The sequence below is a fragment of the Cellulosilyticum ruminicola JCM 14822 genome (genome assembly GCF_001311925.1).
In the GTDB taxonomy this organism is placed as follows: Bacteria; Bacillota; Clostridia; order Lachnospirales; family Cellulosilyticaceae; genus Cellulosilyticum; species Cellulosilyticum ruminicola.
Genome location: NZ_BBCG01000032.1, coordinates 1 through 16,749, shown reverse-complemented (window position 1 = coordinate 16,749; position 16,749 = coordinate 1). Strand labels below are relative to the sequence as shown.

Genomic DNA, 16,749 nt, shown 5'->3' with positions numbered 1-16,749 from the left:
GTCTGCAATGGAAGTTGTTTTAAATAAGATACAAGAAGGTGGCACAGCGCTTCAAGCTAAACTTTCTTTTAAAACTAAAGAAATGGCAACATATATTAATAATTTCTTTGAAGCAGCTAACATTCCGTTGAAAATCTGCTATATGAGTTCTTTATTTATTTTTAAGACTGATAAAGATGTTAACTTATTAAGATTTTTATATTACAGCTTAATTGAAAAAGGAATTTATATTTGGGAAGGTGGAACCTGCTTTATTTCTACAGTACATACTGATGATCAAATTATAAAATTAGTGAAAGCTATTCAAGATAGTTGTTATGATATGGTGAAAGCAGGATGTTATCACTTTAATATTTCACCTGAAATATTAACAACAGAATTTATAAAAGATCATTTGGTATTAGATGAAAAAAAAAATACCTTTAACGGAAGCTCAATATAGATTATGGTTATTAGCTCAAAAGGGGATAGAGTTAGCAGAATCCTTTAATGAAAAATCTTTTGTGTTATTAAAGGATAATACTAATCTTAATGTTATAAAGCAAGTTATAGATCAAGTGGTTTCACGACATGAAATTCTTAGAACAAGCTGTATAAATGGTAAAGAGTTAATAATAGAAGATTATATGAGTGTACCAATAAAATATTATTCAATTATAGATCAGCCTATTGTAGAACAGGACAAAGAGATACAACGATTAATTAAAGCTTCGATAGATGAATCGTTTGATTTTAATCAAGGCCCATTTATTCGTATTCTACTCATTCAAAAAACACAGAAAGAATATATTTTGGGCGTTATAGCACATCATATGATTATGGATGGTTGGTCTATAAGTACATTTATGAATGAGCTTTTAATTCATTTAAAAACATATAAGTCATTTAAAAAAGTTGAATTACCTAAGCCTACACAATATAGCGATTATGTAAAATATATGAATGAGTATTATTATACAGTTGAAGGTAAAGAAGCTAAAGAATATTGGAAAAGTCAATTTAAACAACCAATGAAGCCTATATATTTTAAGAAATGCGAAGTAGAAGGAAATGACTTAAATGGGATGTCATCACTAACGTTTAGTAAAGACTTAACTAAGCAACTTAAGTTATTTAGTCAGTCACAACATGTAACATTATTTATGACCTTATTAAGTGCATATGCAATAATGATTCATAAAGTTACAGCTATAGAGAGACTAGCAATAGGTGTGCCAATTTCGGGACAATTAAAAATGGAAGCTGATGATATGATAGGAAACTGTGTAGCAAATCTTCCTATTTATATAGATATAACCAACAATATGACAGTAGAACAAGTGTTGGAGCAAGTATGTAAGAAAATGAAATTAATGCAGAAGTATCAATTTTTCTCATACACTCAAGTTATTGAAGAATTAGATAAAGAAGAGCAAGAATATAGTATCCCATCTATTCAATTAGCATTTAATATGGATCGTGCTATTAATCAAGTTAATGATGATATGTATAAAACAGATAGTATTAACTTAGATGAAATTGTAACTAAGATGAGTAAATACACGTTATTTTTAGACATTGTTGAAAAAGCAAATGCACTAACTATTTCATTTTCATATAATAAGGAATTTATTTCAGATGCCATGATTGTGGCATGGAAAGAATATTATAAAGAAATATTAACTGAGATATTAGCAATGTTAAAAAAGGAAATAGGACAAGTATTAGGTGAACAAAAGATTGTGATTATATCACAAGATGAACAAAGTATAGATGAAGTAACATTTAAAGGAAGTAACGAATTAAATGATGCTACAGCTGAAGATATTATTTTACAGGTTATGCGATATGTGTTAAGGAGAGAAGAATTAACATTGGAGAGCTGTTTACTAGATGAAGGGTTAGATTCTATAAAAGCAATTCAAATTGCATCAACTCTTAAGAAACATAATATTCAAATAGCAATAGAAGATTTGTTTAAAAAGGAGCCTATTTATAAATTAACATTAGTGGCTAGTAAAGTAGTAAATGAAATAGGTGAATATCAAAATGATAACGGTATTGAATTAATTAAAAATGAAAAAGATATTGCTAAGGCTCAAAAATTAATGGAACAAAATAAAGACTTAGAGGCTATTTATCCATTAACAGAGCAGCAAACAATGATTTTAGCAAATAATATTACTAAGCGTAATACAGGAAATGACGTAACGCTTTTAGAGTATACAATTAAAGGTACATTAAATGTTGAACATTTTAAATTAGCTTGGGAAAAGGTAGTTGAAAGACATAGCATATTAAGAACAGGTTTTATGTGGCGTCATGTAAGAGAACCATTACAATTGGTTTATAAAAGTTTTGAATTACCGTTTTATTTATTAGATTGGTCTGAAATGTCAATAACTCAGAAAGAAGAAGAATACAAAAAATATATTATTAGTGAGAAGATGAGTTCATTTGATATTAATAAACCACCATTATTAAAACTAATCCTAATAAAATATGGAGAAAGTGAATGGAAGTTTTTGCTGAAATGTCAAAATTCATTATTCGATGGATGGAGTTCTAATAACATATTAAATGAGTTAATGGCAATTTACACAGCAATCAATAATAAAAAGCCAATAAAGCTAGAGAATACTTTTAGGTTTATGGATTATATAAAATGGTTATATAAACAAAACAATGAAAGTGAAAAAATATTCTGGGAGAAAGAATTTGAAGGATTTAGGGCTAAAGAAGATAATTTAAGTATATCAATAAATACTGAGAATACTAAACTTCAAGAAGTAAATCTAGAATTTACGGAGGAAGAAGCTAATGATATTAGAGTATTTTCAAGTAAACATCAATTGATGGAATATACAATAATGTTACAAGCATGGGCTATCTTACAAGGAAAACTATTAGATAGCAAAGATATAATGATTGCTACAGGAAACGCAGGTAGACCATATATGTTACCAGATATTGCACAAGCAGTAGGAATGTTTTCTAATACAGGAATAGTGAGAATTACACTAGATGAAGAACCTTCAATTTATCAATTAAAAGAGTTACAAGCAAAGAATATACGTTATAAGGAATATGAATACATTACATATGACAAGATTTCACAGTGGTGTAATATACCATTAAAAGTATTCCAAGAAACAGTATATACTAGAGGAATTGTTTTCTTAAATTTCCCAACAGAGTTAGTGAATAAGAATTATGAAGAAAATAATTTAGATGTAATAGAAGAAACAGAAGCTGGATATGTAAATGTACCACTTAGATTATATATTCAAGCTTATAAAGATTTTAGAATGGTATTACGTTATCAAGCAGGATATATTAATGAGAAAATCGCTAGTAAGATGCTTATGGATTATAAACAGATCATAGTAGAATTAATAAAGGGGGAGTAAGATATGGAAATTTTATATCCATTAACTCATCCACAAAAGAGAGTGTGGTATATAGAAAAGATGTATCCCTCAACTTCAGTTAATAATATTGGAGGATTTACTAGAATTAAAGGTGATATTGATTTTGATTTATTAGAAAAGAGTATAAATATTTATATTCAACAAAATGATGCGGTACGTTTAAGAATGGTAGAACGAGAACAAGAGCCATTACAATATGTTACAGAATTTGAATATATGACATTAGATAGGATGGATTTTAGAACAAGTGAAGATCCAGAACAAGAATTTCAAAACTGGATACAAAAAACTGTTCAGAAGCCTTTTGATTTAATTGAACAACCTCTTTTTTATATTGCGTTATATAGGATTAATGAGCAAGAAGGCGGATATTTATTAAAATATCATCATCTTATATTTGATGGATGGTCAGCTTCGATAATGACAAAACAGGTAACAACTATTTATGAAGCATTAAAGCATAATCAGGAATTACCACAGGTAGTAAGTACTAATTATTTAGAATATTTAGACAAGGAAGAGGCTTATTTAGCCTCTCCTAGATGTCAAAAGAATAAAAATTATTGGTTAGAAAAGTTTAAAACGTTACCAGACATCTCAAATATCAAGAGTACTGATGATTTAAAAGGAAATAGAAAGAGATTTAACTTAAGTAGTGAGCAAACATTAGGTGTTAATAACTGGATACAAGAACATAAATGCTCTATGAATGATTTCTTTTCTTTGATATGGCTGATTTATAATTATAAACATTTACAAACAGATGATTTAGTAATAGGTTTTCCATTATTAAATCGTAGTGGTGTTAAGGAAAAGCAAACTATTGGTATGTTTACTGCGACGATGCCATTTAGAATAAAAATAGAGAAAGATATGAGTATAGTAGAGCTTTTGAAATATTTAACATCTGAATTGAAAAGTTGCTATACTAACTACAAATATCCATATAATTTATTGGCACAAGATTTAGGATTGCGTCAACAAGGATATGCTACATTATTTACAAGCTGTATAAATTATTATAATACACAACATACGTTATCCATGGATGGTTGTGAAGTAATTAATGAAGAATTTTATAATGGGTGTCAGACTTATTCTATTCAATTGATTGTAAAACAGTGGACGAGTAATGGGAATATCAATGTTGATATAGATTATAAGATAAATGACTACGATGAAAAAGAAATAGAAGAATTATTTAGAGCTATTACTGTAGTAATTGAACAGGTTATAAATAAACCTGATATATTAGTAAAAAATATAAGTTTATTATCGAAAAAAGAGGAATTTGAATTAATTTATATTTTTAATCAAACAGAAGTAGAATATCCAAGTGATAAGAATATAATAGAGTTATTTAGAGAACAAGTGAAAGATAAGCCTGATAAAGTAGCAATACAACACTATGGTACATATATTACATATTCAGAATTGGATCAAAAAAGTGATCGAGTTGCGGCATATCTAAATGAAGTAGGAATTGGAAAAAATCAATTTGTAGGTATTATGGCAACACATTCAATAGAACTACTAGTAGCTATATTTGGGATTTTAAAGATTGGGGCAGCATATGTTCCTATTAATGAATCATTACCATCTGAACGCATTCAATATATGGTAGAGGATGCAAATATTAAGTATATTATGACCAATATACAAGGACAATTAGGATTTATAAAAAATTGTCAATGTATTCAAATTGAAGATGCTTATAAGGAAAATAAAAATTTAGTAGAAATATTAGTAGAACCGGAATCGAATGCGTATGTTATTTATACATCTGGTTCCACAGGTAAACCAAAGGGTGTGTTAATTAGCCAACGCTCTCTAGTGAATTATATTGTGTGGGCAAAGAAAATGTATGTTACTGATGAAAATGATGCATTCGCTTTATATTCATCAATTTCATTTGATTTAACAGTAACTTCGATTTTTACACCATTAATTAGTGGCTGTAAGTTAGTTATATATGAAGAAAACGAAAGTGAACATGCATTATATAGGATTATGAGAGAACGACAGGTAACAGTTCTTAAATTAACGCCAGCCCATTTGATGTTAATAAAGGATTTAGACAATCGATTGAGTACTATAAGGAAATTGATTGTAGGTGGAGAGGAATTAAAAACATATATCGCACGCCAAGTATATGAGAGCTTTGACAGTAATGTGGATATCTGTAATGAATATGGACCTACAGAAGCTACAGTAGGTTGTATGATTTATAGATTTAATGTAAATGAAAATATAGAGGAATCAGTGCCTATTGGTATACCGGCTCAAAATGTTCAAATATATATATTAGATGAGCAGCTTAAGCCAGTTCCAAAAGGAATGATTGGAGAAATGTATATTTCAGGAGATGGTTTAGCGAAAGGCTACTTAAATAGGCCACAATTAACCCAACAATGTTTTATTCATAATCCGTTTATTGAGGGTAGATATATGTATAAAACAGGGGATTTAGCAACTTTTAGTATGATAATAACATCATATATAAAGGTAGAGTGGACGAGCAGGTAAAAATAAATGGTTATCGTATAGAACTTGGAGAAATTGAAAAACGATGTATAGCATATAAAGGTGTTAAACAGGCAGTTGCAGTTTGTTGCGTAGAAGGAGAAAGTAAGTTTTTAGGCATGTACATTGTGACATCAGAAGAAATAGATGAATCAGAACTAAAAGCATATTTATCAGGTTATGTTCCAAATTATATGATACCAGCAGTTATATGTAGGGTTGAAGAAATACCTTTAACAATTAACGGAAAAGTAGATAAGAAAAAATTACCTCTAATACAGCGAAAACATTTAGATAATGACGTTATTATAAGACCACAAACAGAAGAAGAGATAGCATTATCAAATGTAGTAAAAGAAATATTAGGGTTAGATACAGTTAATATGATTGATAATTTCTATAATTTGGGTGGAGATTCAATTAAAGCAATTCAACTTACAGCGTATTTGGCTAAAAGGGGCTATCAATTAACAGTAAGGCAGGTATTAGAGAAGCCAATATTAAATGAGCTAGCTAAATATATAACAAAAGCAAAAAAAGACATAGAAGAAGTACCAGAGGGTAAAATACAATTATCACCTATACTAAAATGGTTTTTTGCTCAAAATCTTAAGAATCCATCATTTTATAATCAATCAATTATATTAAAGTTGATGAAGTTAATAGAAGTAGAAGTATTAGAAAAAATAATGAATTTATTAATTGCACATCATGATAGTTTAAGGTTTAATGTAAAAACAGATCAGGAAGAAGTTTATTATAACAATGAACACTTAAATAAATCATTTAGAATAAATAGCTTTGATTTGTGCAATTTAGGTAAAAATCAGCAATGGCAACAAGTAGAGATAGAATGTGATAAGTTAAAAAAAGGATTTAATTTATATAGAGATTTATTAATTAATGCAGCAGTATTTAAATTATCTGAAACAGAAAATTATTTATTCTTAACAGCGCATCATATTGTTATGGACAGCGTATCATGGCAAATATTATTGGATGATATCAATACCCTATTAGGGCAATATATGAGCGGTGAGGCACTTTCTTTACCACAAAGAACGACTTCATATCAAAAATGGGTAAAGATACTTAATGAATATTCTAGAACTATAAGTGAAACTGAAAAAATATATTGGAATCATATTACTAGTGGTTATAAGAAGTTTCAATTTATTAGCGAAGTGCCAGTCAAGAAGAAAAATATGAAAAAAGGGTAATAAGTTTATCAGAAGAAACAACAAGCTTGTTATTGAATAGTGGCGACAATAAATACCATTTAAAGCAGGATGAAATACTGGTTATTGCTTTAGGGAGAACATTTGGTAAGATTTTTGAGCTAGATGAGTTGTATTTAAATCTAGAAAGTCATGGTAGAGAATTGATAGATGAACAGATGAATTTAAATAGGACTGTAGGATGGTTTACAAGTATATATCCTGTTGAACTAAAGTTATATGAAGTAGATATGGATACAATAATTAAATCAATAAAAGAAAAGCTTCGAAGTGTACCTAAATGTGGTATTGATTTTGGTCTATTAAATGAGCCACTTAAAAAGGGAATTTATTTTAATTACTTAGGAAGATTAGATAATAATGTAAAGAGTCCTTATTTTGAAATATTACCATTAGAAATGGGATTAGATTATGGTAAAAACGAAATTTTGTCAGCAGTTATTAGCTTTAATTTAATGATTATAGATAATAAATTACAGATATGTTTAGAGTATATATCAAGTTATTTTTCAGAAGAAAAGGTACAGGGATTTTTAGAATTATATAAGATTAATATTGAAGAAACATTAAAGTATTGTATGAATAAAGAAGAAATTGAGTATACGCCTTCAGATTTTGAAGCTGTAGAATTAACCCAAGAGGATTTAGAAAGTATCTTCGAATAAAAAATATTAATATTAAGGATGATAAAATTGAATAAACTTAGAGTAGTTTTATATTTTGTATATAATCATCAAATGAATGTAACTATGGATGAAATAGGAATGTGTTTAATAGCTGCTGTTTTACGTGAACATGGATATGAAGTAAAATTAATGGCTGATTTTGAAGAAGATGTTAATTATGAGGAAATAATTAAATTTAAGCCAGATGTTATAGGTTTTCCAGTATACCAGCTAGCTAAAAAGAGTGTATATAATGTAAGTCAAAAAATAAAATCACTTTTACCTGATATTAAAGTCTGCGTAGGGGGTGTGTATACAACCTATAATGCAGAAAAAATGTTAAAAGAGAATGCTAAGATTGACTTTGGCTTAAGAGGAGAAGGTGAAGAAACTTTCTTAGAATTAATGGACAAGTTATCAGCAGGAGAAGACTATACGCAAGTTAAAGGAATTACATATTGGAAAGATAATGAAATCGTTAATAATGAAGATCGTCCATTGATGCAAGATTTAGATGTACTTCCATTTGCAGCAAGAGATATTATGCTTGAGAAAAAGTGGAAGGTGGCTGTTATTTCTGGAAGTAGAGGATGTAATTCGAGATGTGCCTTTTGTGCAACTCAGTTATTCTGGAAAAAATGGAGAGGTAGATCGGTCACAAGCATTGTTGATGAGTTAGAAATGTTAGTTAAGGAATATGGGATAAGAGTATTTAACTTTATAGATAGCAGTTTTGAAGACCCATATATAGACCTTAGACGAATGAAAGCAATTGCACAAGAGATTATTAGAAGAGATTTAAAAATTTCATACTTTGCAGATGTACGTGCTGAATTCCATAAGAAAGTAACACCTGAAATAATGGAATTACTTATTCAATCTGGATTAACAGCAGTATGTATAGGAATAGAAGCTGGAAATAATACTGATTTAAAGGTTTATCATAAGATTGCTAAGGTAGAAGATAATATCGAAATCATAAATTTATTAAGAAAATATAAGATTAGAATTTCACCAGGTTTTATTAATTTTAATCCATATTCTACAGTTGAGCGTTTACGAGAAAATTTAATGTTCCTTAAAGAAATAGGTTATCCTATTAAATTCTTTTCTAAATTAGCTATTTTTAAAGGAACTACAATTTATCATGACGTAAAAAATGATGGATTAATAACTAACGGTGATAAAGAAGATTTTAGTTATGTATTTGTAAATAAAGAAGTACAACTCTTATCTGATTACTTAACAAAATATCGCAATGAAATAAATACAGCACACAATTATGTACATAACACAATGGATTATTATATAGATGTTTATGCGCTTGTTATTTCACACTATGGACGTATGCTTAAATTAACAGGAAATCAAAAGATTAATGATTACTTTGATAAGTACATAGAGAATTATGAAGAGGTTATTTCACAATTCAATGCTCAATGTGTTACATGGTGTAATGTATTATTAGATATAGCTGAAAGAGGATGGAACGAAGAGAAAGCTGATAAGTGTACTCAAGAATTGATGCCATTTAGTAATTTCGTGGAATCAGAAAGAAAACTTAGTTCTTTAAAAGATGCGCTTTATTTAAATTTATATAGAAATGGATATGGTGAAATGTTATTTATAGTATAATAACAGGTTTATTTATTAGTGAATTAATTAAATAGGAGGATGGAAATATGGAGGTTATGTTTAGAAAGTATAATGATGAACCTAGATTTAGCGAGGATTATTATAAGGTAAGAGAGTTTCTTTTAAAATTAAATCATTCAGGATATCTTTTTGGTCGTTGGGATTGGATGATTACACATGGTATGTTAGATTGTTCTGTATTAAAAAAAATAGGATTATGGGAAGATGAAGGAAAGCTTGTTGCAGTTGCATTATTTGATACAGAATTAGGAAATGCTTTTTGCTATACATTACCTGAATATCATCAATTAAAAAAGGAAGTTTTTGAATATGCTAAAGAAAACTTTAAGAATGGTAATGATGTTAGTGTAATGGTATCAGACAAGGATACAGAGTTACAAGAAGTTGCAAAGGAATGCGGATTTGTAGCAACAGAAGATAAAGAAGCTGATGCTGTCTATAAAATTGATTTAAATCAAATTAATGTGACATTACCAGAAGGCTTCAAGTTAACAACTCTAAAAGAAACTTATGATTTAGCTCAATATGGTGAAGTATTATGGAAAGGGTTTAATCATGAATTAGATGGGGAAGGAAGTTATGTATTTACTGAAGAAGAACAAAAAATAAATGAAGCACAGATGCAAAGACCTAATGTGGATTTAAGTTTAAAAATAGTAGTAACTACATTAGAAGGTGAATTTGTTGCTTATTGTGGTATGTGGTATGATCCAACAACAAAAGTTGCTGTTGTTGAACCAGTAGCAACAGTACCAAAGTATCGTAAAATGGGGTTAGGAAAAGCAGCTGTATTAGAAGGAATACGTCAATGTGGATTAAGAGGGGCAGAACTTGCTTATGTAGGATCTTCACAACAGTTTTACTATAATATTGGATTTGTTCCTTGTTCAACAAATACTTGGTGGAAAGAAAAAAATAAATAAATTTATAAATAGGTAGGGAGAGAATAACATGAGAGAAATAGAAAAAAGAACAGCAGAGATTATATTAAAACACATTAATAATAATGGTTTAACACCAGAACAACTATTAATAAGTGATTTAAGAACTTTAAATATTAATTCATTAAATTTCATTAAAATTATTGTAGACATTGAAGAAGAGTTTGATGTTGAATTTGAGGATGACAAAATTAACTATGAGATGTTTGGGAATATAACAGACTTAATAGGAATGATAGAAGAACTTCAAAATAACTAAGTTTTATATTAGTATCAAAGCAGACAAGGGGATAGGGAAAATGGAAAAATGTAAAAACATTGGTATTATGGGAAATGCATTTAGGGTAATGGCAGGACTTGATACTGTATATGGTTATGATGTGGCTGTAGATGATTTATTTAAAGCAATAGCTACTTATACCACAGCAGAAAAAATGAAATGTTTATATGAACCTATGCAATTTCAAGAACAAGCTATTAAAAGAAAATACAAGCTTTTAAAACGAAAAGGGAAAGTTAATACAGAACTAGAGTTGATATCAGAGTTTGATACATTAGGAGTGAATCCTCAGATTGATGTAGATATTTTACATAATGTGAGTATGGAATTCAAAGAGCTTATCTATATGAGAGAGTTTTTTACAAAGACAAAATGCCCTATAACATACACTATCCATGGTGCAAGTTATCCTAATTATATTGAAAGTTTATATTTAATGAAACTACTTCTACCTTTTAGAAAATATGATTCTTTAATTTGTACTTCTCATGCAGTTAAAGCAACTATTCAACGTATGTTAGAAAATATAAGTGAAAGTTTAAAAAAATCACACAATATAGATGTACGTTATGAAGGAAGATTAGATGTAATTCCTCTTGGAATTGATATTGATAAATTTAAACCTATGCCTAAAGAAGCAGCTAGGATGAAAAATGATTTACCTAATGATGCATTTGTAATTTTATGGATAGGAAGACTATCAGCATATGATAAAGCAGACTTATTACCAATGCTTGTTATGTATAAGCGATTATTAAAGAATAATCCTAATAGAAAATTATTACTTGTTTTAGCAGGACATGATAGAGTGACTATGCCGTTTTTACCAGCTATTTATCAATCTATAGAACAACTAGGTCTTGGAGATAATGTAAAAGTTATTGATAAAAATGATGTATCAAATAGAGAAACCTTATTTGCATCAGCAGATGTATTTATTTCACCAATAGATAATGTACAAGAAACATTTGGTATTACACCTATAGAAGCTATGGCTTGTGGTGTGCCTCAAGTGGTGTCTGGCTGGGATGGATATAAAGATACAGTTGCAGATGGTGAAACAGGATTTTTAGTACCTACATACTGGATGAAATGCGATGATGATATACGACGTGCAGCATTAGTACCTTCAGATATGTTACATAGAACAGGATTACAACATTTTTCATTAGCGCAATCTGTAGTAGTAGACCTTGAATATTATCAAGATTGTATTCAACGTTTAATTGATGATGAAGAATTACGTCAGAAAATGAGTGAAAACTCTAGAAAAAGAGCAGTTGAGAAATTCCAATGGTCTAAGATTATCAAACAATACGAAGAATTATGGGATGAATTACGTTCAATTCAAAGCGAAGAAGAAGATGTAAATAGACAAGACGAATTAAAATTTATACAACCTATTTACTGTGATGCATTTGCATCATATCCAACTAAATTTTTAGAAAGTGATGTGATGGTTAAGGTTACAGAAGAAGGACATGAATTAGCAACAGGAGGGGCATATCGAGCAAGTCATTATCCTATGGAAGAAGGATTAGTACAGTTTAAGCTAGGACGTAAGATTGTAGAATATCTAGATGAAAAAGCTGGTGAATGTTCTGTACAAGAAATTATTAATAACCTTAAAGATGAATATACTGAAAGTATGATCAAACGTTCAACTCTTTGGGCATTAAAGCAAGGCCTTGCTAGATTTGCTAATGAAAGGACGAAGTAAGGGATGAAGCAAGAAAAGAAAAAATTGATAAAGATTTTTATTGCTATTATTTGTCTTATAGGTATTTTCTTTTCTTTAAAAAAATATCAAATGTGGCAGGTTCAAAAAAGCCTGAATATGGATGAACGTATTAATGCATATCTTGAAACTAAAATAAAAGATGGCAAAATACCTGGTATGGCAGCTGTTGTTATTAGAGATGGAAAAGTTGTGTTACAAAATGAATATGGTTATGCAGATGTGGAGAAAAAAATACCTGTTACATCTCAAACATTATTTGAGATTGGTTCATGTAGCAAGAGTTTTACTGGATATGCAATTCAGTTGTTAATTAATAGGGGGCTAATTAGTTTAGACGATTCTATTAGTAAATATTTAGAGTGGTTTTCAGTAGAGTATGAACAAGAACCTGCGGAAATAACTATAAGAGATTTACTTTATCAAACTTCAGGCATTCCATTTAAAACAATTGCTAATATGCCTGAATCACAAGATGATACAGCATTAGAAAAGACAGTGAAAACTTTAATTGGAACTAAACTTGATGAAAAACCAGGAAAGGAATTCTCTTATGCAACTATTAACTATGATGTTTTAGGATTAGTTATTGAAAAAGTAACAGGATTATCTTATGAAGACTTTATACAAAAAGAAGTATTTATGCCTTTAAATATGAAGCATACATATGCATATTATGATCAAGCACAACAATCAAATTTAATGGCGACAGGGTATAAAGTAGGCTTTTTAAAACCTAGACCATTTAAAGCACCTATTTATCGAGGAAATACACCAGCAGGTTATATAATAACTAGTAGTGAAGATATGGTATATTGGTTAGAGAGTTTTATGAAGCTAGGGGAGTTGGATGATACACAACAAGCTATTGTTGATAGTGCATTAGCACCAAATCGTCGTGTACCCCCACTAGGAGATGGAACTTCTTATGCTTCGGGTTGGTTTGCTTATCAACTAGGACAAGGAGAATATGCTCATGGGGGCGGAAATCCTAATTTTTCAGCTTTTATGGTTGTTAGACCAGCGGATAAAATAGGTGTTGTCATTTTAACTAATATTGGTGGAACTGACAATTTTGTTGATTCAATTGGTCTAGGAATAATGGACATAATAATGGATCGTGATTTGACAGTAGCAAAATCCAATATGGTTGCAATGGACAATGCATTAAGTTTAGTCTTTGTGATTGAAATATTATTAAGTATAGGAATAATTATTTTAATTATAAAGCAAGGAAAAAAGATTATTAAGGATAAGACATATAATAGTGGTTCAATCAGTTTGAGACAAGTATTGAAGATTATGTGTATTGTAGTTATCGCTTATGTTTGTGTTAACAGAATACCGTATGTATTTTACGATGGGTTAAATTGGGAGTTTTTAAAAATTTGGGGACCAACTAGTTTAATTGTTACATTATATAGTGCAGTTATAAGTGCAGTAATATTTGTACTATATTATTTGATGCAGAAATCATATAGTAATAATGATAATTTCCCATACTTCTTATTAGTTTCATTTAGCATTATAAGTGGTATTGGTAATGCATTTACAATAATGATGATTAATACTGGAATTAGAACAGAGGATGCTTTAAAAAAAGGTGTATTTTTCTATTTTGTTATAGGGTTAGGAATCTATATTATGACACAACGATTTATTCGCAAAAAGATTATAGAAATAGCTAAGACTAAAGTTTATAGCATTCGTATGGAGATTGTAGATGTTCTATTAGATATGTCGTTAGAGAATTTTGAGAGTATTGAGGATGGAGAAATCAGTGCTGTCTTAAATAATGATACAGAAAAGCTTAGTGAAGTACCTGGTGTTATGGTTGAAGCATTAACAGCATTAGTTACTATTATTTTTAGTTTGATTTATCTAGGATCTTTAAATAAGTATGCATTATTTATTATCATTGGTGTTATTGTAATATTAGCGGGAATATATGGTGTGAAAAGTAATAAAGCAAATGAAATTTTGGAACGAACTAGAGATATTCAAGAAAGCTTTTTTGAATATATTAAGGATTTGATTAATGGATTTAAGGAATTAAGATTAAGTCCAAATAAGAAAGAAGAATTTAGGGAAGAGGTAAGAAAGAGTTCCTTAGAGTATAAAAATCGTAGTATATTAGTAGAAGCAAACTTTACAGATGCATTTATGATAGGCGAAACCGTATTTAATACAGCAATAGGAGTAGTTGTATTTATCTTCCCACTTATTTTTTACTATATTCAAGAGTATGAATTAGCTACGTTCGTTTTTGTCCTAATTTATATTACTGGACCTATTCGTGAAGTATTATCAGATATTCCACGATTACTACAATTAAATGTAAGTAATAAAAGAGTAAATGCAATACTAGAAAAATTTAAGAAAGTCAATGAAGAAGATAATAGTGAAGATAAGGGAATTTATAATCAACAATATCCAGTAATAGATAAGATTATTTTAAACGATATTGTATATCATTATAAAGATAATCAAAGATTTAGTTTAGGACCCATTACATATACTTTTAAATCAGGTGAATTAATATTTATTACTGGTGGAAATGGTAGCGGAAAAACTACTTTATTAAAATTAATTACAGGCTTATACTCACCACATGGTGGAACTGTAGAGTATTATGCAAATGGATGTAAGATAGAAAGTGCAATAGAGAATATATCATCTGTATTTTGTGATTTTTATCTTTTTAAGCGTTTGTATGGCATTAAAGATGAAGTTATTGAACAACATGGTAAAGAATATTTGGAACGTTTTAGATTAAGTGAAAAGGTAGATATAAAAGAAAATTGTTTTACTACAACTAGTCTATCAACAGGACAACGTAAAAGGTTAGCTTTAATAAAAAGTTGTTTAGAAGATAAGCCTATTATTATATTTGATGAAGTTGCTGCTGACCAAGATCCTACATTTAAGAAATACTTTTATGAAGAGATATTAAAAGAAATAGTAGATCAAAATAAAATAGTAATTGTTATTACCCATGATGATCATTATTATCACTTGGCAGATCGAGTTGTTAAATTAAATGAAGGCAGAATTGATGTGTAAATAGAAATAGACACGGTGAAAAGACCGTGTCTATTTTTACTTGTTAAAGTCTATTTATTAAAGTTGAGAGTATAGATAAATCATCCTCTTTTATTTTTTGCAGGTTATCCTTTATTCGTAATAATATTTTTTTGTTAAATGTGAGGTTGTATTTAATACTTAAATTGAGGTTGGTTTTACATAAGTTATAAGTTGAGGTATATTGTTGGAACAGATCATTTGTTTGAATACCTAAATTAGATAAATAAGCAAGACGCTTTAACATAAGATTTTTATGTTCTAATAAAAGGTTAGTAACTCTAGTGTCAAAGTAAGTATCTAATTGATCACTATGTTTATCAAAGATTAGACAATCTAAATATTCAAGAAGAATATCAAAGATTTTAATACCATAATCTCGTTCTGGGCGAGGAATTTCGAAACGATGGCATGCATCTATAGTATTTTTACCATTTAAGTATTCAGTAAGTAAAAATTTAATGAGATTATAATTAATAGGATAGTTAGCATAATCTTTATATTTATAAAGTCGTACTATATCAGCCCAGTGAGCTTCTTTTGGTGATAGAAAATTATTTTCAATAGCTGATTTAAATAGATCGTAGTCAATTGTAAAATTTTCAAGTAGCTGATCTTTATTATAGTTTAAACCATAAAATAGGCGCAAAGAATGATCATAGCCATAAATAAGGCAGTCATGCATGAAATGTCGCTGTTGATAAAATACAGTATTTGGGATAAAGAATTCATCTACTATGCAATGAAAATAGTTTTGATCATTTAAGGCTCTTTCTAAATATATAAATAAATCTATATCTATTGTAGATAAAAATTTCCAAGAAAGATGTTGTGTACGAAGAAATGGAGAATCCATAGCTTGTGGACCATAAAATTCTAAAAATAAATCATGCTTTTCGACAAAATCATGATTTATATTTAATTGTATGTAGTTACTTAATAACCAAGACATATATGAGTCATTTTGTGCGGCAAGAATAGATAATGGATAAGCATCATATAAATAAGTTCTAACGAGTGGTTTACTCAAAGGTAGTATAATTTTATTCATGTAAAATTTCCTCCATATCAAGATTTAAGTATGTTATAAAAGAGAAGATCCTGTTTTAATTATAACATTATTTAATAATTTATATATTTAAATTTATAAAACTTATATGTTAATGGTAAAATAAAACGGGTTCTTTCCATAGTTAGTTGATTTTAACTTGTGTATT

The 16,749-nt window shown here is 28.9% G+C and carries 11 protein-coding genes; 10 read left to right on the top strand and 1 reads right to left on the bottom strand.

Annotated elements, in window-relative coordinates; all coding sequences use genetic code 11:
* Positions 1-7: 7 nt before the first annotated feature.
* Genes JCM14822_RS11340 through JCM14822_RS11295 form a run of 10 tightly spaced genes read left to right on the top strand, consistent with a single transcriptional unit; the run spans position 8 to position 15,514 of the window.
* Positions 8-442, top strand: coding sequence for a PLP-dependent aminotransferase family protein (locus JCM14822_RS11340; protein ID WP_172674813.1), 435 nt, complete (start codon positions 8-10; stop codon positions 440-442).
* Positions 405-3,389, top strand: coding sequence for a condensation domain-containing protein (locus tag JCM14822_RS11335; RefSeq protein WP_054742440.1), 2,985 nt, complete (start codon positions 405-407; stop codon positions 3,387-3,389). The genes JCM14822_RS11340 and JCM14822_RS11335 overlap by 38 nt, the downstream gene beginning before the upstream one ends.
* 3 nt (positions 3,390-3,392) lie before the next feature.
* Positions 3,393-5,936 (top strand): non-ribosomal peptide synthetase, encoded by a 2,544-nt coding sequence (locus tag JCM14822_RS11330; RefSeq protein ID WP_054742438.1) that lies wholly within the window; start codon positions 3,393-3,395, stop codon positions 5,934-5,936.
* Positions 5,921-7,153, top strand: coding sequence for a condensation domain-containing protein (locus tag JCM14822_RS22600; RefSeq protein WP_054742436.1), 1,233 nt, complete (start codon positions 5,921-5,923; stop codon positions 7,151-7,153). The genes JCM14822_RS11330 and JCM14822_RS22600 overlap by 16 nt, the downstream gene beginning before the upstream one ends.
* Positions 7,154-7,179: 26 nt before the next feature.
* Positions 7,180-7,836 carry a condensation domain-containing protein gene (locus tag JCM14822_RS22595; RefSeq protein WP_054742434.1) on the top strand — a complete coding sequence of 219 codons (657 nt, stop codon included), beginning with the start codon at positions 7,180-7,182 and terminating at the stop codon, positions 7,834-7,836.
* Positions 7,837-7,863: 27 nt separating this feature from the next.
* A complete protein-coding gene (locus tag JCM14822_RS11315) occupies positions 7,864-9,471 on the top strand; it encodes a B12-binding domain-containing radical SAM protein (protein ID WP_054742432.1) in 1,608 nt (535 codons plus the stop codon).
* Between the two features lie 47 nt (positions 9,472-9,518).
* Positions 9,519-10,415, top strand: a complete 897-nt coding sequence (locus tag JCM14822_RS11310) for a GNAT family N-acetyltransferase (RefSeq protein ID WP_054742430.1) — start codon at positions 9,519-9,521, stop codon at positions 10,413-10,415.
* A gap of 28 nt (positions 10,416-10,443) precedes the next feature.
* Positions 10,444-10,692 (top strand): phosphopantetheine-binding protein, encoded by a 249-nt coding sequence (locus JCM14822_RS11305; RefSeq protein WP_054742428.1) that lies wholly within the window; start codon positions 10,444-10,446, stop codon positions 10,690-10,692.
* A gap of 40 nt (positions 10,693-10,732) precedes the next feature.
* Positions 10,733-12,433: a glycosyltransferase family 4 protein gene (locus JCM14822_RS11300; protein ID WP_054742426.1), complete on the top strand. Its 1,701-nt coding sequence runs from the start codon at positions 10,733-10,735 to the stop codon at positions 12,431-12,433.
* Between the two features lie 3 nt (positions 12,434-12,436).
* Positions 12,437-15,514 carry a cyclic peptide export ABC transporter gene (locus JCM14822_RS11295; protein ID WP_054742424.1) on the top strand — a complete coding sequence of 1,026 codons (3,078 nt, stop codon included), beginning with the start codon at positions 12,437-12,439 and terminating at the stop codon, positions 15,512-15,514.
* Between the two features lie 43 nt (positions 15,515-15,557).
* Here the strand turns inward: JCM14822_RS11295 and JCM14822_RS11290 are convergent, their stop codons facing one another.
* The gene (locus JCM14822_RS11290) at positions 15,558-16,583 is read right to left on the bottom strand and encodes a hypothetical protein (protein WP_054742422.1); all 1,026 of its coding nucleotides are present in this window, start codon (positions 16,581-16,583) and stop codon (positions 15,558-15,560) included.
* Positions 16,584-16,749: the final 166 nt, after the last annotated feature.